The sequence below is a fragment of the Trinickia sp. genome (assembly GCF_051961175.1).
Taxonomy (GTDB): Bacteria; Pseudomonadota; Gammaproteobacteria; order Burkholderiales; family Burkholderiaceae; genus Trinickia.
This window is the reverse complement of record NZ_JBQCDN010000201.1, coordinates 1-19,344: the sequence shown is the minus strand read 5'-3', so window position 1 is coordinate 19,344 and position 19,344 is coordinate 1. Positions and strand designations below refer to the sequence as shown.

14 protein-coding genes are annotated in these 19,344 nt (G+C 62.0%); 10 read left to right on the top strand and 4 right to left on the bottom strand.

The genetic code is table 11. The features are described 5' to 3' along the window. Positions 1–15: 15 nt before the first annotated feature. Entirely contained in the window at positions 16–4,884 is a 4,869-nt protein-coding gene (locus ACTHL0_RS12150) for a hypothetical protein (protein WP_440566996.1), read from the bottom strand. Between the two features lie 652 nt (positions 4,885–5,536). Between ACTHL0_RS12150 and ACTHL0_RS12145 the strand changes: the two genes are divergently transcribed. The 4 genes from ACTHL0_RS12145 to ACTHL0_RS12130 all read left to right on the top strand — a co-directional run bounded on the left by ACTHL0_RS12145 (position 5,537) and on the right by ACTHL0_RS12130 (position 10,043). Next, the gene (locus tag ACTHL0_RS12145; RefSeq protein WP_440566995.1) at positions 5,537–7,531 is read left to right on the top strand and encodes a hypothetical protein; all 1,995 of its coding nucleotides are present in this window, start codon (positions 5,537–5,539) and stop codon (positions 7,529–7,531) included. Positions 7,532–7,786: 255 nt separating this feature from the next. Next, the gene (locus tag ACTHL0_RS12140; RefSeq protein ID WP_440566994.1) at positions 7,787–8,086 is read left to right on the top strand and encodes a hypothetical protein; all 300 of its coding nucleotides are present in this window, start codon (positions 7,787–7,789) and stop codon (positions 8,084–8,086) included. A gap of 392 nt (positions 8,087–8,478) precedes the next feature. Then, on the top strand, positions 8,479–9,462 hold the full coding sequence (locus tag ACTHL0_RS12135) for a universal stress protein (RefSeq protein WP_440566993.1): 984 nt from the start codon (positions 8,479–8,481) through the stop codon (positions 9,460–9,462). A gap of 110 nt (positions 9,463–9,572) precedes the next feature. Next, positions 9,573–10,043 (top strand): carboxypeptidase regulatory-like domain-containing protein, encoded by a 471-nt coding sequence (locus tag ACTHL0_RS12130; protein WP_440566992.1) that lies wholly within the window; start codon positions 9,573–9,575, stop codon positions 10,041–10,043. A gap of 86 nt (positions 10,044–10,129) precedes the next feature. Here the strand turns inward: ACTHL0_RS12130 and ACTHL0_RS12125 are convergent, their stop codons facing one another. Next, positions 10,130–10,774, bottom strand: coding sequence for a hypothetical protein (locus ACTHL0_RS12125; RefSeq protein ID WP_440566991.1), 645 nt, complete (start codon positions 10,772–10,774; stop codon positions 10,130–10,132). Between the two features lie 277 nt (positions 10,775–11,051). On the opposite strand from ACTHL0_RS12125, the gene ACTHL0_RS12120 reads away from it, so the two are divergent. Next, positions 11,052–12,086 carry an Acg family FMN-binding oxidoreductase gene (locus ACTHL0_RS12120; protein ID WP_440566990.1) on the top strand — a complete coding sequence of 345 codons (1,035 nt, stop codon included), beginning with the start codon at positions 11,052–11,054 and terminating at the stop codon, positions 12,084–12,086. Positions 12,087–12,253: 167 nt separating this feature from the next. On the opposite strand, the gene ACTHL0_RS12115 is transcribed toward ACTHL0_RS12120, so the two are convergent. Beyond that, positions 12,254–13,186, bottom strand: coding sequence for a 1-phosphofructokinase family hexose kinase (locus ACTHL0_RS12115; RefSeq protein WP_440566989.1), 933 nt, complete (start codon positions 13,184–13,186; stop codon positions 12,254–12,256). 344 nt (positions 13,187–13,530) lie between these two features. Here ACTHL0_RS12115 and ACTHL0_RS12110 point away from each other — a divergent pair, with 344 nt between their 5' ends. Beyond that, a complete protein-coding gene (locus ACTHL0_RS12110) occupies positions 13,531–14,451 on the top strand; it encodes an LOG family protein (RefSeq protein ID WP_440566988.1) in 921 nt (306 codons plus the stop codon). Then, positions 14,448–15,833 carry an MBL fold metallo-hydrolase RNA specificity domain-containing protein gene (locus ACTHL0_RS12105; protein ID WP_440566986.1) on the top strand — a complete coding sequence of 462 codons (1,386 nt, stop codon included), beginning with the start codon at positions 14,448–14,450 and terminating at the stop codon, positions 15,831–15,833. The genes ACTHL0_RS12110 and ACTHL0_RS12105 overlap by 4 nt, the downstream gene beginning before the upstream one ends. A gap of 39 nt (positions 15,834–15,872) precedes the next feature. Here ACTHL0_RS12105 and ACTHL0_RS12100 read toward each other — a convergent pair whose 3' ends face one another. Further along, positions 15,873–16,523, bottom strand: a complete 651-nt coding sequence (locus ACTHL0_RS12100; protein WP_440566985.1) for a BON domain-containing protein — start codon at positions 16,521–16,523, stop codon at positions 15,873–15,875. Between the two features lie 418 nt (positions 16,524–16,941). On the opposite strand from ACTHL0_RS12100, the gene ACTHL0_RS12095 reads away from it, so the two are divergent. Genes ACTHL0_RS12095 through ACTHL0_RS12085 form a run of 3 tightly spaced genes read left to right on the top strand, consistent with a single transcriptional unit; the run spans position 16,942 to position 19,147 of the window. After that, positions 16,942–17,781: a universal stress protein gene (locus ACTHL0_RS12095; RefSeq protein WP_440566984.1), complete on the top strand. Its 840-nt coding sequence runs from the start codon at positions 16,942–16,944 to the stop codon at positions 17,779–17,781. Positions 17,782–17,816: 35 nt separating this feature from the next. After that, on the top strand, positions 17,817–18,323 hold the full coding sequence (locus ACTHL0_RS12090) for a universal stress protein (protein ID WP_440566982.1): 507 nt from the start codon (positions 17,817–17,819) through the stop codon (positions 18,321–18,323). After that, positions 18,320–19,147 carry a universal stress protein gene (locus ACTHL0_RS12085; protein ID WP_440566981.1) on the top strand — a complete coding sequence of 276 codons (828 nt, stop codon included), beginning with the start codon at positions 18,320–18,322 and terminating at the stop codon, positions 19,145–19,147. Before ACTHL0_RS12090 ends, ACTHL0_RS12085 begins: the two co-directional genes overlap by 4 nt. Positions 19,148–19,344 lie beyond the last annotated feature (197 nt).

The following is a 19,344-nucleotide window of genomic DNA, read 5'->3' as shown; positions in this document are numbered from 1 at the left end:
AGCAGCGGGATGCGTTCAGCGCATATGCTCGAGCAACTTGATGCGGTCTGCGCGCATCGACGGCAGGCGCGCTTGAGCTTCCGTTTGCGCCTTGGCCTGAGCCTGCGCTTTGGCCAGGGCTTGTTCGGCGTCCCTCACGACGCGGCGGTCCAGGTCGCTGCCATACGCCTGCAGCAGACGATTGCCCACCGCCGACTCATGTCCGCCGCCGGCCCTCAGCGTCTCGATCACGCGATCTTGCAATTGTGGCGACCTGAGCCGGCCGTCCGCGACGAAGCGTTTGAAGAGGTCCTCGAACTGCTGCTGGAAATGCTGCGGCATTGCCGTGAAGCGCTCTGCGATGGCTTCGAGTGTGACTGTGATTTCCTGTGGCTTGCGCTCGCGCGCGGTGAGCGCCTCGCCCAGCGTTTTCAATGACCCGGGAGCCGCTTGGCTGCTGTGGCCGTCGTCGAGGAACGGCTCGTCGAGGCCAGGCCGTACCACCTGTCCGCCACGAAGCTGCGGGGCGCCGAATTGCGCGGCGAGTGCCATGAGGCCGCGCCCGATTCCGGTGCGCCCGCCGCGTTCGATCGCGAGCTGTCGCTGCTGCGGGTTCAGTCGTGCGAAGCTGCCGAACATATCGTTGAGGACGCTTTCGCGCACCGCTTGCGGCGCATGCTCGCCCGCGATATGGCTGAGCACCGCTGCCTGCAAACGAGGCTCGAAGCTGTGGAGCGCCGACGCCAGTTGGCTCGCGGCCGCTTCCGGTACCGGAGCCGCGTGCCCGCGGGTCGCCTCGCCGGAATGGTGTTCGTGCATCCGATCTGCGATCGCGGCGAAGAGCGCCAGCGTCTCGCGTTGCGGCGAGCCGGAAGGTGCCCGGTATGAAAGCGCTTGCCAATGCGCCGCCATCGTCGAGGCCTCACCGGGCGGTAACGTGGATCCGCGCTTGAGCTCGGCTGTCAGTAGCTGCGCAATCGCCCGTGGCTCCAGTCTGGGCGCTACGGCGATGAAGCCATCGATGAGTGCCCGGGGCAGTTCGGCCGACTCGTTGATGACGTTCGAGACGAGGTCCGATGCATTGTCGGCCGGCAACGTCTTCATCCGCTCGAGTACCGTAGCGACGATACGCTCGCTTTCCTCCGCGCCGAGCTTCGCGCGCATCGTTTCGTCAGCCACGGTGCTCGAGATGAGCTTGACGGCGGCGCTGGCGAAAGCGCCGGATTCGTGCGGCTGGTTAAGCCCCGTCACGAACGAGAGCACGAGGTCCCGTCCCGCCGACGTGGCTTCGTCATAGGCGTCGAACATCTGATTGATCGCCGCCTCCTGATTCGTCGGGTTCAGGCGGGAGCGCGCCTGCCCAGCCAGATCCAGCAGTTCGCGCGCATCGCGCGGACGTTGTCCGGAAAACTGGGCGAGGCTGGTGATGAGCGCCAGCGCAGGCAACTGTCCTGTTGCCGCCAACGAGCCGTACTGTGCGGGATCGGTAGGTGCCGCGCTCATGAAGGCGGTCCTGAGCGCGCCGCGCTGCTGCGAGTCGAACATCGGATAAGCGGCGGCCACCCGCTTCATCCGTTCGGCTGCCTCATGGATGGGCTTTGCCGCTTCGCGCTTATCTTCGGGTGTCGCGGCGTCCCGCAGGTTTCTGACCGCGCCCGGTACTCGGCGCAGCCACTTGATGGACTGCGAAGCTTCCAGATGCATGTTATGCCGCACGACTTCCTCCGTCAGCGGGAAGCCGTCGCGTTGCGCCTCGCGGAACAGGGCCGTCAATGTCATCGACTCACGCCCGGCATTCCCGGTCAGTGATTGACTCAGCAACGTGCGATTGACGCCCGCGATGGCGGCACTACGGTCTGCTTCGCTGAGCTCGCCCGCGCCTGCGCTCAGGAGATTCTGCAGATAGCGCGCGGATGCCAGACGGCCGAATGGGCTCGACGCGGGGCCTGACTTATCCGCAATGGCACGCGTGAGCGCCTTTGCTACCGCGGCGCGTACGGCAGGATCATCGCCGAGCACCTGGGCCACGTACCGATCGCGTGTCGCCGCGTCTCCGCCGACGGGCAGTCCCCCTCGCACGATGTATGAGAGCGTGCGCTGGAGCCTGCCCTCACCGAGGTTGGGCGCCGACTCGGTGGAAGGCGCGATGCATTGACGCAGGAGATCGCCATACAGCGGGATCAGGCTCGTCGGAGCGGAATGGCCCAGACCCACGGTGCCGGCCAGTTGCTGCTGCAATGCGTCGAGAACGAGATCCGCTGCTTCGTGCCTCGGGCTGGCCCGGCCTTTGATGGCGCCCGCCGCGAACTTAGCGGCTTGCACCAGCCCGACGGGCGGTAGGATCGATGTCGCCACTGCGGTCCGCTTCTCTCCGCGCGTGCGGGGCAGGTCGTTGTACGCGCTCCGTTGCGTACTCCATGTTTCGCTCGAGGCCAGCACTTGGCGCAGTAGCGGTACGGCGGACGACGCGTTTCTCAGCTGATACAACACGGCCTTGGCGGCATCGAGCGCATGCGATTGCGCAGCATCGCTCGCGCTGAATCGGCTCGTCGGCAAATGCTCGGTGACGGCGAGCAATTCCTTCACGAGCCTCAGCTTGTGCTCGTGCGACAGGTTGAATCCCTCGATTTGCTTGAGGACGAAGGAAAGTACGTCGCTGATCGTCTGCTTGTCGCCGGAGGCATGGCCGAATTGCGGCAGTTGCACCACCATCGCCCGCAGCAGTTCGAAACGTTGCCCGGAGCTGATCGCGGGCCGATAGCGATCGGCAATCCGCTCGTCATCGCGTTTGAAGAGTTCTTTCGCCAACTGCACGAAGTGATGGCGATGGCCGCGCAGCGCTTCCATGTCCGATGCGAGCGCGACGAGCTGGCGGATGACGCTCCGGTTGTCGACGTACGTTGCGGCGATGTTGTTCGGCGAAGTCGGATGACGGACGCTGGATTGCTCGAAATAGCGGGCTGCCCAGTTTTTGCGCTGCGCGCTATCGCCCAGCCACTCGGTGCCAACGGGAAGCTGCAATAGATCGTCGGCCGCGGAATGGGGAGCAAGCCGCCGCTCCGCAATCGCTGTTGCTGTCAGCCGCAGCGAGGACCGCGCGGTCCCGCCGTCGCGCGCGTCGTGAAGCGCGTGGATCGAGTTGGCAAACCTGCGCCCCTCCTCCGGGTTCAGCGAGCCCATGATGTCGCCGAGGCGGTTGAATATCGCTTGTTGCGACAGCGCCGAGCGGCCGATTTCGGAACTATCGTCCAGACCGATCGTTTCGTTTACCTCCCCGGTCGTGGGTGCGTCCACACGCAGCGCCACGCTCGTCAGCATGCGCGCCAGCCGGCCGCTCTCGGCTGCGTTGTTCGGTCCAAAGTACATTGCGATCCGCGCCAACTCGATCCGTTCGTCGAGCGGCGTGTGTTCGCCCATGGCGCGGCTCATCAAATGCACGAGCCGATTGGAGATTTCCCGGTTGCGTGCGTCGCCGGGCATATCCCGGGAAACGCGTCGGGCAAGCTTCGGTAACTCGCCGAGGGCGCTTCGCTGGAATGCCATCTCACTCAAGCGCGCGCTGATGGTTGCGTTCATGGGCGCAACCGTGCGTGGGGCTGGCGTGCGCAGGGGCGACTGAGGCGGTACGGCCGGTGTTCGGCCGGCGCCGGGCACGTCATGCCCGGCCAACCATGCTTGCATGTCTTCGATCGCGCGGGCTAACGCACCGAGCGCGTCCTGCGTCGTGCCTTGAGGACAGGCCGATCGCAGCTTCGCAACCGAATCGGCGGCACCGTCGAGCATGTCGGCCACGTTCACGGCGCCGTGCCCCATGTGTTGTAGCACCTCACGATCATTTGTGCCGGCCGCGCCGAGCAGTGCCCTCGCGTTATCGGCCGTACGCGAGGCCGATAACGCCACGCCTTCAAGCACGCGCGGATCACCGCCGCCATGGTCGAGATCGAAGACGTTCGGATGCAGCTCGCGCAGCGCGGCCAACTGGCCCAGCACGCTGGCTTCCGCCGGCAGCAGCCGTTCATCGATGGCCTGCGCGGCGAAGCTATGCACCAGCTCCGACTCGATTGTGCCCAATGCCGTACGTGCCTGATCGATCATCGCGCGCGCCTCGGCGATTTTCGGTGCGTCGTCCTCGTCATCCTCGTCGAGCATGTTGATGCCCACTTCCGTGACGTAGTCGAGATGGGCTCGCGCTTCGCCGATCGCTGCCTTTAGCGACTGTAGTGGCGAGGGGCCCGCACCGTCCGAGCCAGAGTTCGCGATCAACGACGCGATTGCGCCGGTGCTAGCGGCCTCGGCCGCTTTGGCGGTTTGCCCGGCCGCTTCCCGCGCGACGGCGAGAACGGCGTCGGCATCGCCTGAGGCAAGCAGCGCTTCCAGCGCTTTGCCCGTCACGCGAGGCACGGACGAGGATGACGAGGAGGCACCCGTCGGGGCGTCCATCGGAACACGCGGCGCGGCGACGCCGGCCAACTCGCTCAGCAACGTCTCCGCGCTGGCTGCAGCGTGTGGAGTGGCGAGTCCTTGACCGGCCCCTTGGAAGCGCGCTTCAGCCAACGGGAGCGCCCCGGCGTGTGCCGCGAGCGCCGTTCGTTGCCGCGTATCGTGGACGCGCGGATGGCTGGGGGTACTGCTCGATTCGGCGTGCACTGTGTCGGCTTGACGTGTGCCGTCCGTGCGCACGTCAAGCAAGGCCTGCGACCACGGGCTGCGCCGCCAAAGTGATGAAATGCCTCGGCGCTGGGCGGTGGGACGCGCCGACCCGGACGCGCGCGAGAGGTTGTCCAAGACACCACCACGCGCGGGGGAATTCGCCGTCGGCGTGGCCTGCCGGGACGATTCTGGCGTGCCCGACGGTTCGCCTTGGCGATGCGGGCTGGTAGAGGAGCGGATGGGAGTCGAACGCATGGGACGGAGCCTCGTCTTGGCGTCACAGGTTCAGGCCCGCGACACGGTGGGAACGCAATGCGGCGGATCATAAAAAGAACCGTGCGGTGGGACCGGTCTACCCAGCGAAATTGGGGCGCTCGGCGCGAATCGCCAGCTTGATACGCACGCATGTCATGTCGCTCGCTCGTGACAGACGCACCGAAACGACTGTCAATGCCTTTGTGGGACTCGCGCACAAGAGTGTTCGCGCAGCGCACCAGGTATTCGCCGTACACATTTGTCTACTCCCCGAACGCCGGCATGATTGGCACGCATCACGCCAGGGGGCGCTCCTTTCGACAGCAAGTCCCTGTCACGCGTTATCACTGTTTACTGTTCGGGGGCTGGCGACCCGGCTGTCGCTTCGACAGTCCCCTTTGCGAGGATGTATATGGTCCGGCCCATCGGCACACATCAACCCGTCCCATTGCGAGTCGCGGGCGAGTCTGCTCCGCCTGCTCAGTTGAACGAAGCGGGGGAGGTGCGCAGTGCTCGAGGGACCAGCCCAGGGCCGCTGCGCGACCTCTCGCCACGCGCAGCGTCGACGGAGGGTGCGGGGTCGTCTTCGCGTGCCTCCGCGAGCGCGAGCCGGGCGCCGCGAGCGGCCAGGCTCGGCGCCCCGGCCACTCTGATGAATCGCAGCAGCGACGTTAAAGCCGTCGTCGCGCTCGCGGACAACATCGGCAGGCTCGAAGCGCAGCTTGCCGCGCTCAAGGCACCGCCCGAGCCCCATGCCGATCCGGTGCCGCAACTATCGGAAGCGGAACTGACACAGGCTATCCGGCGGCTGAGTACCCGTCGCGATCAGGTGCGCGGCAAGCTCAAAGCGCTGAGCACGCAGTGCGACGAGGCCCGCAATGTGGTCGAGCAATTGAATGCGACACAAGCGGGCAAAGAGCAGCGGCTCGAACAATTGCAGCGGGAGTACGAAGCGGCGACCGCATCCGAACCGGCGGTGCCCACGGCGCAGTCTCAATCGAGCACGGATGCGATCGTCGCGGATATTAATGTCAACCATGGCCGCAAGAGGCAAATTTCGCGGCAGATCGAATTGCTGTCGGCGAGCCGGGCGGCAGCAGCCGAACAAGCGAAGACGGTGGCCGAGCGTACCGCGCTGAGGCAGAGCGGCGAGGTTGGGGCGTTCGAGATGATGACCGACGTGAGCCCGGCTTTGCGGGAGCAAACGGCTCACTGGTTGCGAGGCGAAACACGGGTGTCGCGCCGGTCGGCACGCCCGCCGCGTGACCGGGAGTTTCAGGCAAGCCTGACGACGGCGTTCGAACGCATGACGGCGCTCCGGGGGGACCCGCTCGAGGCCGTCCGAGCGTTCATGCGCGCCGCTTCGAGCACAGGGCTCGAGAATATGGGCGCCGAGATTGAGCGCATGCTCGCCTACGAGCTGGGGCTTAGCCTACGCGTAGCGAATGTTGGCGCGCGCCAAGGCAAGTCGCTTGATCAGATGAACAGCGTAAGCGCTCGGGTGGGGCAGTCGCCGCCCCAGATCACCTCACGTCGTATCCGAGAGGAGATCGACCGGGCCGCGACGGGGATGCAGGGGGCGCTGCGGCGAGGCGCCACGGTCGCCGAGTTCGGCGATCAGATCCTGAGTGGGCCTCAGATCGGCGCGGCCGCCGCTCGGCTCAGTGATTTGTCGACCATGCTGAATCGGCATCAGGACGCGTTTACGACGATGATCGGTGCGCTCGAAAAGCATTTCATCAAGAGCCTTAAGATCACTGACCCGGTCATCGAAAAGATGGGGCAGCAGGTTGCGCCTCACCTCGATGGCTACTACAGCGAGAGGATCGCGGATCTCGTGGCGGAAAGAAAAGCGCTTGATCGTCCGCCCGCTCAGCAGCCACGAACGCGCGCCGCGCTTGCCACACCGAGCACGAGCCGCTCAGGTACCGATCTGGAGCAACTCGAAGCGCGGATCCGCCGCCTGCAGGGCGAAATTCCGCAATACGCGGCTCAGCACAAGAGCGAGTTCGAGCATTACGCGAGCCTCAGTGCGCGCTATCTGTCGGCGGCCGACGAACTCGAGGCGATCGACAACGAATTGGCTGAACGCCAGAATCAGCTAGGCGATCTGCGGGCGGCCCGCCATCAGGAGAACAAGCAGCGGGGTGTCCGCAGCGGGGAAGCGGAACGCCTTGAAGGCGAGCTCGAAACGCGATGGAACGAGGCGATCCGTAGCCCCGACCTGCACCGCATCATCTCGCCCGCGGCACTCGTTCGCGCGATCGACGTTCACTTCGGGCAGAGCCCCGAGCAAATGCGCGCGCGCCTGAACAAGCCCGGCGGCACCGTCTCGCGCACGGGTACGTTTTCGTCGCGTGCCGGGTTGCTGCGTGCGATCGCCGATATCGCCGATCACGAGCTGTCAAAGCCTGAGTCTGCGCTGCTGGCGCGTAGCGAGGGAGAGCTCGAACGTATTGCGAGCGGCTATGCGAGCGGACGCGTCGATGCGCTGTGCAATCACGGACGCGCGATTGGTGTCGGCGTGCGAAAGAGCGCGGGCGGCATGGTGGAAATGAGAACGAACACGAGCCAGTACGCGATCGAATGGGAGCGGGGAATGGGGGCACGCATCAGCCATTTGCATCCGTGGGTTTCGCCGTATTGAACGTTACATCGCATAGGATCCATCATGTCCCGTCTCAATCTTTCTTCAATCAGCCGCTTTTTTTCGACCTCGAGTACGTCTAGAGCGCAAACATCGAGCAACACCCAACCTAGCGGGTCGGGGAAAAGCAAACCGGCGTCGGTGAACGCCGCGCTGAGCCCGTTGAGCCCGCGCGAGTCGCATACGCCCTCTACGTCTCCGTCTGCGAGCCAGCGGCCGCGAGCAGCGCAGTTGCCGGGGAAATCGAAGAAGCAAGTGGCTTGGGCCGCTGGTACGCGAGACAAACGGCCCCTCGCACAGCTCATGGACGACGAGCGGAGTACCGAACTCACAAAGTGGGGTATCGGCCTCAAGGGAAAAATGCCGACGCATCCGATCGACGATCCCGAGTTGCAAGAAATCGCGAACCAGATCGATCAGAACATATGGGCCCAAAGACAAGGAATGTTGTATGACTCGGATTCCGACTCCGAATCGGAAATTCGTCCCGCTTCGCGTCATCCGACAGTAGATAACAATGCGATGTTGAGACAAGCGGGCTTGCTGGACGACTAAGTTCCTCTCAGGGCGCCGGCAGCGCAAGCTGGAAACGGACCGCACGACGGAATGATGATGCGGTTCGACGTCGATCCGGTTGAGCAAGGCCGCCCGATTCGCTCGGGTCGGCCTGGTTGCATCATTCAGGGATCGGGAATAGCGCGCGGTTGGCATCCACGAATGGCGGCATGTAGCTACGCATCGCTTCGTCGGGGTCTTCCTTGCTTTTATTGATTTTGGGCCGTTCAAGAACGAATCGATGATTCGACGCCGGTCCTAGCGTGCGATTTCATCCTCGAAGCGAAGCTTCTTTGTGGACCTTCGATTCGCTTGAAGCAGGCCTGAAGTCGGCAGCATCTTTATGCACTGAGTTGATTTCCGTCAAGCGGCGATAGAACGCGAGACAGAAAATGACGGAAAACACCTTCTCGGAGCAGCCAATGAAAGATGAAACCGCGTCCTACGGCGCGCCCACCAAGCCGCAGAGGATTCTCATCGCAACCGAACTGTCCGAGGCGTCCAGGAAGGCATTGGAATTTGCCACGCACATAGTGCCCCCTGGCGCAGATGTTCGCATCGTCAGCGTGGCCGAAAACCCGCGCACGCTTGTTCCAACCGGCTCATTGCCGTCGTCCGTCCTGGATGAAGCACGGGGAGAATTGCTGCGCGACGCGACGGATGCCGTGAATCAGGCCTATAGGCGTTTTGCGCGCGACGACGTCCAGTTGGAAACGGACGTGATCGAGCTTGCGAAACATGGAGGCGATGTCATTCATGCGCTGCTTGATTGCGCCAGCACATGGCATGCCGACTTACTGATCGTAGGCGCCCGCGAGCACTATGGTTGGCTGTCTCGCTGGGTCGAAGGCACGGTATCGGAGCCGCTGGTAAAGCTTTCCCATTGCCCGATATTGGTCGTCCCCGCTCGGGGCGATAGCCCGATTCATCATACGCCTGAGCGCATTTTGTTCGCACTCGATGGCAGCGATCCAGCTCTGCAAGCGCTGAGATTCGGTCTGACGCTCGTCGGGCCCCAAGCTGAACTGCGCGCCGTCTATGTCGTCGATCGCGGTGTGCAACTCGCCGACCCCGTCACAATCGACGCGCTGGAAGATGCTTTTACCAAACAGGGCGAACAGGCGTTGACGGCTGCCAAGGCCGTGCTCGATAGCATCGGTGCCGAGCGCTCAATGGCCGAGATCGTCGGCACGGCTTCCACCCATGACGACATCGCTAACGCCATTCTGAGAGAGGCGCAGAACTGGCAAGCCGAGCTCATCGTCATGGGCACGCACGGTCGTCGCGGGATAGCGCGCTGGTTGCTCGGTAGTGTCGCGGGGCGTGTAGCACACGCTACCGAGACGCCATTGTTGCTGGTCGGGTCGCCACGATAGGCCTACGGCGTTGGTCGTTGGTTTGCCAGTGCTGCTTAAGCTTTTATCGATGTCTGAACCGACCGAAAACGCGGCCGCTACTGCCGCCAAAGTAAGTCCTGGAGGGTCCCATGTTCAACGTTTCCACCCACCTGCCCGCCGCACTGCTTGTCTCATGTGTCCTCGCGAGCACCCACGCGTTTGCGCAGACCGCTCCTACGCCAGTGACGCACGCCGGGGTCGCGTATGTGACGGGCGGCATCGGCGAAGATGAAGTCCTTGCTTTCCGCGAGATCGCTCCGAAGTACAACATGCGCATCACGCTTGCATCCAAAGCTGGCCACTATCTTTCCGACGTCGATGTCAGCATTACTTCCGGCCAGCACGTCGTACTCGCGGTGCGCACTGAGGGGCCGTTTTTGTTCGCGCGCGTGCCCACAGGCCGCTATCGGATTGCAGCACGTGACCGACACATCACGGAAACGAAAGAGGTCGTGGTGCCTTCGCAGGGTGCCATCGACGTGCACTTTTACTGGGACGATCCCGATCGCCACGGCACCATGTTGATTTGCCGCCGATGCCCAAGTCCAGCGCCGCAATAACGGACGGGCTGCGTCGACTCGCTCCACTGACTCCTTTCAATCGGGTGGTTGGCCGGCAGTAAAGCTGTAGCCGGGTCGGCGCCATTTCATTCAACATCGGTGGTGCGGCCATGCCCAGCCTGCCCCGGCAGCCTCGTCGACCGTCGCCACGCGAGCTTCCGTTCTTCGATGAGCATCTTCCAATCGAGCTTCATGAGTAGGTAGACGAGCCCCAGCAAAGCGAGCTGCGTGACGACGAAGTAGGCGCTCAGGTAGCCTCCTTCGAGCTGAACTTCAGGATCGACATGCGTAGATACAAATCGTCCGAAATGCGCCCAGATGGCATAGCTCACCGTACGACCGACAAAGAATGCCGCTCCGATGACCCTCAGCGGCATCCCCGATAGCCCATATGCGATGAAGAGATAGTTCGACGGCAAAGGACTCAGCGAATAAAAGAAGAACGCGCCGATGGTCAGCGTTCTGTGCCTTTCCAACCACACTCTGACCACGTCGATGTTTTGCCGGTCGGAATCGCGCATCAGCCGTCCTCGGACGAGCTTGCGGGCGAAGATCGCCAGTATCAGCCGGCCAAGGGTCGCCGCGCTTGCAGCAACCAAGGCAAAAAGAAACGGATCGCCACCGGGAACATTGAAGCCGACCCATGACATGGCCATCCATGTGGGCGGCCCAAACGCGGGCATGAGATTGATCAGCAATACGACTACAAACAGGATGACCAGCGTCACCACGGCAAACCTCTGAACGGATGGGCACGCAGAATTTCATTTTGCGTTCGGGCAGCTCAGCCGCGCTTGACGGACCTGTCCGAACTCATCCACTGTCCGTGTTTTCACTCATTTTCAGGTTGACGTAAATCAGAGACTGGAGGTTTCGAAGCCTAGAAGCGAAAAACATCGTGCACTTGATCGCACTCGCCGCGCGATGCGCCATTGCGTTGACGCTCGTCAATCGGCCGGCCATCCATGGAGCGGATATTGTTCACAGGTGCCTTCGAGGGAATCAACGATGAACTCCTATCCACAAGCGGAAGTTCGAGAGTCCGCCCTCTATTCGCTCGATTCGACCGCGAGCGTCGGCAAGAAGATGCGTTGTGCCTTACAGCACGCCGTGCTCGCTCCGTCTAGCCACAATTCGCAGCCATGGCATTTCATCGTCGACGACGACTCCATCACGCTCTGCGCCGATCGCATGCGGGCACTGCCGGTCGTCGATCCGTTCGATAGGGAACTCACTATGAGTTGTGGGGCTGCCCTGCTCAATCTACGCGCAGCATTGAACCATTACGGACTGAGCTACCGAATCAGGCTCTTTCCGTCCGAGGTCGATCCGGACATGCTTGCCCACTTGCAGGTGCTGGAAAGAGGTTTCCTAGATGAAAGCCTAAACGCGCTCTTCAGCGCTATCCGCACGCGCGCCACCGTGCGCAGACCGTTTTCCGAAACGCCGCTGGCGGACAGTACGATTCGCTCCTTGACCGACGCAGGCGAAGCAGAGGGGGCGCGGATTGTTTGCCTCGATGATCCGGCAAGCCGAACACGCATCGCGGATCTGATCGCCGAGGCCGACGCATTGCAATTCGCCGATCCGTGCTTCCGGCGCGAACTCGCGTGCTGGATTCATCCGAAGCGCAGTAACGATGGTATGCCGGTCGATGCCGCCGGCGTGGCCGCGCTACTCAATCTTGCGGTCCCCATCGCCGCATCGGCAATCCGCACGTTTGATGTGGGCCAAGGCATGGTCGCCATACACGAGAAACTGTTGGCAGGATCACCGCTCCTTCTCGTGATCGCTACGGACATCGACAACCGCGAAGCCTGGCTTGCCGCTGGCCAAGCGCTGGAGCGATTACTGCTTACCGCGACAACCTTCGGCTTGAGTGCTTCCTTTTTGAACCAGCCCATCGAAATCGCGCCGCTGCGCGAGCGTTTGCGCAAGGTGGCGGGCCTGACTGCAGTGCCGCAGTTGTTGCTGAGAATCGGTTATGGACCCAAGGTCATTGAGCGTGCGCCACGCCGGCCATTGAATGAGGTTCTTTGGTGACATCAATGGCGATCTATGGCGTGACCGTGATCGATCCGTTCAGGCCCCGTCTGGCGATCGATCGCGACGCTTTCTAGCAAGCGTTGTGATCCGCTCCAGCAGCTCCACACGCAAGTAGCGATCCTCCGACCGCACTGGCTGCGATATCGTCATATCGTCGAGCGTGGCTACCTCAGGCGAACCTGCCCGTAAAGCTGCTCGACCTCTTGCGCGTCGCAAAGCCCCGTGCCTGCCCTCGGAAGCGACGCCGACGCAGCGGCGACGCCATAGCGGAACGCTTGGGCCAGCGGAAGGCCGCGATGGAGCGCCCAGACGAGCGCGCCCAATAGAGAGTCGCCCGCACCGATCGCGCTCACGACGGTCATCGGCAGTGCACGCGCTCGCAACTCGTCGTGCTCGGTCACAAGCAGCGCGCCGAGGCTGCCCAGCGTCAAAACGACGATCTGCGCTTGGCCTTTACGCACGATATCGTGCGCGGCTTCGCACCATTGCGTCTCGGTCTCGAGCGGCCGGCCACAAAGCTCGCATAGTTCGCCGAGGCTTGGCTTAATCAGAAAAACGCCGGCTTCGAGTGCGGCTCTCAAAGGCGGCCCCGAGCTGTCCAGCACGACTCTCGCTCCGTTGGCACGGGCCGCTCGCACCAACCTGGCATAGGCATCGGTCGCAATGCCTGGCGGCAGACTACCACTCAGTACGACATAGTCCGCAGCCCGCGCGCACGACTCGAACTGCTCGATACAGCCGTTCCACTCATGCTCTGACACAGTGGGGCCCGGCAAGACGAAGCGAAACTGCCGCCCTGTCGACTTCTCGTACACGGAAAAGCTCTCTCGCGTTTCGTCAGCGATTTCAGCGCATACGCCTAGAACGTCTTCCTCCTCGAGGAGACGGCGCAGTTCCCGTCCGAGCGGGCCGCCGGCCAGATAGAGCGCAACGCAATCGCCGCCCAAGCGAGTGATCACACGCGCCACGTTGATCCCGCCGCCGCCAGGATGCTTGAGCGCCGCGTCACAGCGCAGCTTACGCGTATCGTCCACCCGTTCGACAGCCGTCGATACATCGACCGCGGGGTTCAGTGTCACAGTGAGAATTCCGCTCATAGCTGCGTCTCCCCGCTTGGATGCACGCACGGGCAATCAGACGAATGCCGGCAATGCGGTCAAACGGGCCACCCGTGACAATCAACGCGCCGACGTGCCGATCGCGCATCTGTATGGCAGGCTTCCTGCAGCGTACATGACTCGGGTTCGTTCACCGCAGGAACCATCGTAGAGTTCGATGCCATTGTGGAATTGACCTGCGTCAAGCCAAAAAGGCACGCGAATCCGCTATCGCGTTGATTGAGATCAGATCGGTGCACTATGGGTCCGAATTGATCTGCGTCAGCAGCCAGCGCCAATATTGGCGCGATGATGAAACTGACATGTGACTCGAGAGGCGCCTAATGAACGAGTGTGCCGACTACGAAAGCGGGGCTGAGGCGCGCGAGCGCGTCCGCAAGCTGATCGAGAGCCCTAGCTATCAGCAGGCCGACGAGGACAGAGCCTTTCTTCTGCGGCCCGAGATGTGCGGCGTGCGTCTGCAGTTGGACTTTTGGAAAACGGAAGAAATCTTGCAGCGGCATGCGATCGAGCACACGGTCGTGGTTTATGGCAGCACCCGTTTGATCGAGCCGCAAGCGGCGGAGCAACGGCTGATCTCGGCGCAGCAAGCGCTGGCGAAGGCGCCGTATGACCCCGGCCATGCGCGAGCTGCCGACGTGGCAAAGCGGGTACTCGACAATAGCCGCTACTACTCGATCGCCCGTGAATTCGGGCGTCTTGTGGCCAAGTGCTGCGTAACCGACAACGTTCCCGAACTCGCCGTCGTCACCGGCGGCGGCCCGGGCATCATGGAAGGCGCCAACCGCGGCGCGTTCGAATCGGGCGCGCCAAGCATCGGGCTGAACATCTCGCTGCCGCACGAACAGCTGCCCAACCCGTATATCAGCCCAAATCTCTGTTTCAAGCTGCACTACTTCGCCATTCGCAAGATGCATTTGCTCGAGCGTGCGAAGGCTGCGGTCTTTTTTCCCGGCGGCTATGGCACCTGCGACGAGCTCTTCGAGGTGCTGACGTTGCTGCAGACCGGCAAGATCGCATCGTTACCTGTGGTGCTCGTCGGCGAGCGATATTGGCGGCGTGCGATCGATTTCGATTTTCTGGTCGAAGAAGGCATGATCGCCCCGTCCGATGCGAGGTTACTGACGTTCGCTGAATCAGCTCATGAGATCTGGGGCGCGATATGCGAATGGTACAACCTGCACGCGCCAATACCCGACCAGCGTGACAAGCGGCAGGCTGTGGCCGCGGGAGAGCAATCATGAGGCTGACATTCCTTGGTGCGGCGGAGACGGTCACCGGTTCGAAATACCTGCTCGAGTGCGCCGGCACACGCGTATTGATCGATTGCGGTCTGTTCGAAGGCACCAAAAACCTGCGGTTACGCAATTGGGCAGCACTCCCTGTCCCTGTCGATACACTCGATGCCGTAGTGCTCACGCATGCACACATCGACCACTCCGGGTACCTACCCGTGCTCGCCCGCATGGGTTATCGAGGCCCCGTCTATGCGACCACTGGCACCACCGACTTATGTGGGGTCATGCTGCGCGACAGCGCTAAGCTGCAGGAGGAAGAGGCGAATTTCGCGAATCGACATGCATACTCTAAGCATCACCCGGCCCTACCGCTCTACACGCTCGACGATGCAGAGCGCGTGCTCAAGCAATTCGTACCCTCTGAATTCAACACGCCGGTGAAGCTCTCGGAGCAGGCATACTTTCGGTTACTTCCCGCGGGACATATCTTAGGCGCGGCGAGTGTCGTCGTTCATATGAACGGAAACGACATCGTATTCTCCGGCGATCTTGGGCGCCCGTCGGATCCCGTCATGTGCGCGCCAATGCGGATCGAGCACGCGGACTATCTAGTCGTGGAGGCGACCTATGGAGACCGGCTACATGCCGAGAGCGACCCTGCGGCACAACTCGAGGCGATTTTCGCGCGCACATTCAAACATGGCGGCGTGGTGGTTATTCCCTCTTTCGCCGTCGGCCGTACGCAGACGATACTTCACTACATTGCGCTGCTAAAGGAAACCGGCCGCATGCCGCGCGTTCCGGTCTTTCTCGACAGTCCCATGGCGATAGCGGTGACCGATCTCTACCGGCACCATCTCAGCGAACACCGGCTCACCATGACGCAAGCGGATTCGATCGCCAAAGCCGCGACGATGGTGCGCACCGTCGATCAATCGAAAGAGGTGACGGGTAGAGGTGGGCCGATGGTCGTGATTGCAGGCAGTGGGATGATCACCGGCGGTCGCGTGTTGCACCACCTGAAAGCATTCGCGGCGGACGCGCGCAACACGATTGTACTAGCCGGGTACCAAGCGGCGGGAACCCGCGGCGCGGCACTCGAGGCGCATGCACCGACTCTAAAAATTCACGGCGAGTATGTGCGGGTTCGCGCGAAAGTCGAATCGATTTCCTCTCTGTCGGCACACGCCGATTACCGCGAAATTCTCGGGTGGTTGTCGTCAATATCGACACCGCCTCTGAGGACATTCATGACGCACGGCGAACCGGCCGCGGCCGATGCATTGCGACGCAGGATATCTGAAGCGCTCCACTGGCCCTGCGAGGTGCCGACGTACCTCCAATCCGTCGAGTTGGAGGATCCCCGTAGCAGCAAGCCATCCGCCTAACCCTGGTGCATACGCCAACCTCGCGAGCCGGCAGCCGCCTTATTCGATGTCGAGATCGTCGATCACGGCATGAACGCCCGGCGCCGACCATGCTGCCCCACGCGCCAGCGAGCGTTCCGCATAGGACGCTACCTTGCCGGTCAACGTGACGGTACCGTCATGGACTTTGATTTGAATATGCTTCGCCGCACGTTCCGCATGGCGCTGCAGCGCTCTCCGAATGTTTTCGGTCACATCGCTGGCGGCCTTAGGCACCGAGACCTTGATCAGATTGGTCACTCCGGTCACACTGCGCATCTGGCCGATCGTGCGTGCCGCAAGATAACTGCGGCGTGGGCTGTCGACTTCCCCGTGTAACGTCACCCAGCCGTTCTCCACCTGCACTTTGACCGCATCTTCCCCAAGTCCAGCGATCCAATGCAGCATGGAGCGCACGGCACTCGCCGTCTCTTCGTCGGTGTGGACGTCGTCGTTCGAGAGCCGTACATGCATATCGACAACCACGGCCTTCACCCCCGAGACGCGCTGAGCCGCCTTTTCCGCTGCAATTTTTTCGGCATAGCTCGACGGATGGCCCGACAAGGTCACGACCCGGTCGGTTACCTCGACACCGATTTGCGCCGAGTTGATCAAAGGATCGAAATCCAGCTCCTCTTCCACCTCGTCCCGCAGTTGCTTGTCCGTCTTCATCTCTCACTCCTGTCCGTACTCGCATGACCGACGTTGCCCGGGCGCATGGGTGTAACCCGGCTTTCGTTTCGCTCACGAGTGGAGTGACAAATGCGACTCGCTTCACGGGCATCATGTTCTCCTGAGCGAAGAAAGAAACCGAAGACTGCGCGCATGCCTTGTTTATGCGCGATTAACGGTTCAGTAGGAGTCCAATTTAGACTGCAGCACCGACGGCCGATTGACCGCGATCAAGACATTGCAGCGACCACGTCGATTCCTCTTAATGCTTGCCTTGGTAGGTCAGTGCAAAGCGGCGCTTTCGTCTAACCTGGCTTCGCTTGATTCGCATCAATCGGCAACTTCGCCGCCCTCCTAGACTGGAAGCCGCGTTAAGCACTTTTCCCGTGCTGAACTTTCATTCTTCGGAGCCACGGCAATGAGTTATAAGAGCATCTTCGTGCATCTCGATTCGAGTGAGGCTGTGCACAGCCGCCTCGAACTCGCACTCTCGCTAGCCCAGCAGTTTGACGCGTATCTCACTGGCTTTTTCACCGTCTACAGGCCCGAGCCCGGGTCGTTCTACGTGCTCGCGGGTAGCGCCGAATACTACGCGGAGTTCGAGCATAGGCGCCTGCAGCAACAAGGCGCGCTAGAACGGCTTTTTCGCGCCGAGATGTTGCGCATGAAGGTCGCCGGCGAATGGCGAAGGTCAACGGAATACGCCAATCGGTGTGTCCCACAGGCTGCCCGCCTAGCCGATCTAGTCATCGTCGGCCAATACAATCGTGAGGATCCCGAATCGTTCGTCGCCCAGCAATTCGTCGAGAATCTCGTGCTTTCAGCGGGGCGCCCGGTGCTGGTCGTGCCTTACGCCGGCCAATTTCATCACATCGCGTCCCACGTCGTTCTTGCGTGGGACGGCAGCCGCGAGGCCACACGTGCGCTCCACGACGCGTTGCCGTTTTTCCGTCACGCGAAGCAAGTGACCGTGCTCACGATCAATGCGCTGAACGGCGAACCAGTGTCGAGCCGGGTTCCCGGATCCGATATCGCCACGGTCATCTCGCGATATGGCGCCAACGTTGCCACGCAGGAAATCGAGGGCGTGAAGGACGTGTCGATCGGCGAAACGATCCTTTCTCGTGCAGCCGATCTCGAGGCAGACCTCCTCGTGATGGGTTGTTACGGCCATTCGCGATGGCGCGAACTGGTGCTCGGTGGCGCTACCCGTTCGATTCTCAAATCGATGACCTTGCCGGTGTTGATGTCGCATTGACACGAAGCGATCGAACCATTTATGAGGCGTAAATCATGTACAAACGGATCCTCGTTCCGATAGACGGCAGCACCACCGCGCAGCGTGCATTGGAATATGCACTTGCGATGGCGCGCGAAAGTCATGCCGAACTGATACCGGTCTACGTAGTAGACATCCCGATGGTGTCCTATGAGGCGCCCGGATTCGATCCCTCGATCGTACGCGACGCGCTGCTTCAAACCGGCGAGCAATTGAAGAACGAGGCCAGCGCCGCCATGCGACGAGACAACATCAAAGGAACGCCAAGAGTCGTGGAGGTCGACAAACCGGGCGGCAATGTTCCAGAAAGGATTTTGGAAGAAGCACGGGCGACCCATTGCGACGTCGTGGTCATGGGCACACACGGACGGCGCGGAGTCAAGCGCCTCATGCTCGGCAGCGTCGCGGAGCAGTTCACACGCATGTCCTGTTGCCCGGTTTTGCTCGTGCCAGGCAACTTCGAGAGCGCCGGGGCAACGCAAGGCGCAGCCGATCACCAAACCAAGCAGGTTCTGCTATGACATACAAAACCATCCTCGTCCATATCGACGACAGCCGGCACAGCGAGGCACGCATTGCTTTCGCGCTCGATTTTGCGTTGAAGCACGATGCGCATATCATTGGCCTTTATGTGGTCTGCCAGGACTTGTTCAGACCGCTGCTCAAGCGCGACGACAGCCTCAATTTGGCGAAACTCGAAGCGCAGGGTGCGGAGAGGATGCAGCGCGCCCGTCAAGCGTTCACAGCTGCGGCCAAGCGCGCCGGATGCCCATTCGAATGGAGTGCGCCGGCGGGTTCCGCTACCGACGCCGCTGTGTTACATGCGCGACACGCCGATCTCATCATCCTAGGCCAGCAAGATCCGGACGATCAAGCGTCCTTCGTTGCACGCGATTTCGTCGAGGACATCGTGATGAACTGCGGCCGCCCTGTGATCGTGCTTCCGTACGCGGGACAGACGCCGTCATTCGGCGAAAACGTCGTCGTCGCCTGGGATGGAAGCCGTGAGGCTGCCCGCGCACTTGCGGACGCGCTGCCGATTCTCAAACGCGCACGCTTCGTCACGGTTTCGGTTGTCGAAAAGCATCCCAATCGCGACGACCCGGCAGGCTTTGACGCAGCCGGCTACCTGGAGCGGCACGGGATACGCGCGGGCTTCCAATCGATACCTCGCGTTTCTGGCGTCAGCACCGGCGCGACACTTCTCAATCAGGTGACCGACGTCCATGCCGATCTGCTTGTGATGGGCGCTTACGGGCACATGCGTGCCACTGAGCACGTATTAGGGGGCGTCACGCGCGCTCTGCTTGGAACGATGACCGTACCCGTTCTAATGTCTCATTGATTGATCGCGGTGCTTGAACCTTCCTTCCACTTCCCGATGCAGCCGCCGTCATGGAAACGACGGCCGCAACGGGGGCCTACCGATAACAGACAACAGACGACGCTTCGCATCCTTAAGCCCGGCCTGACCTACTGTGGAATGCAGTGAGTGCTCATCCGCTCGAGCCCGGTCATATCCTTGATCCATACTTGCTTGCC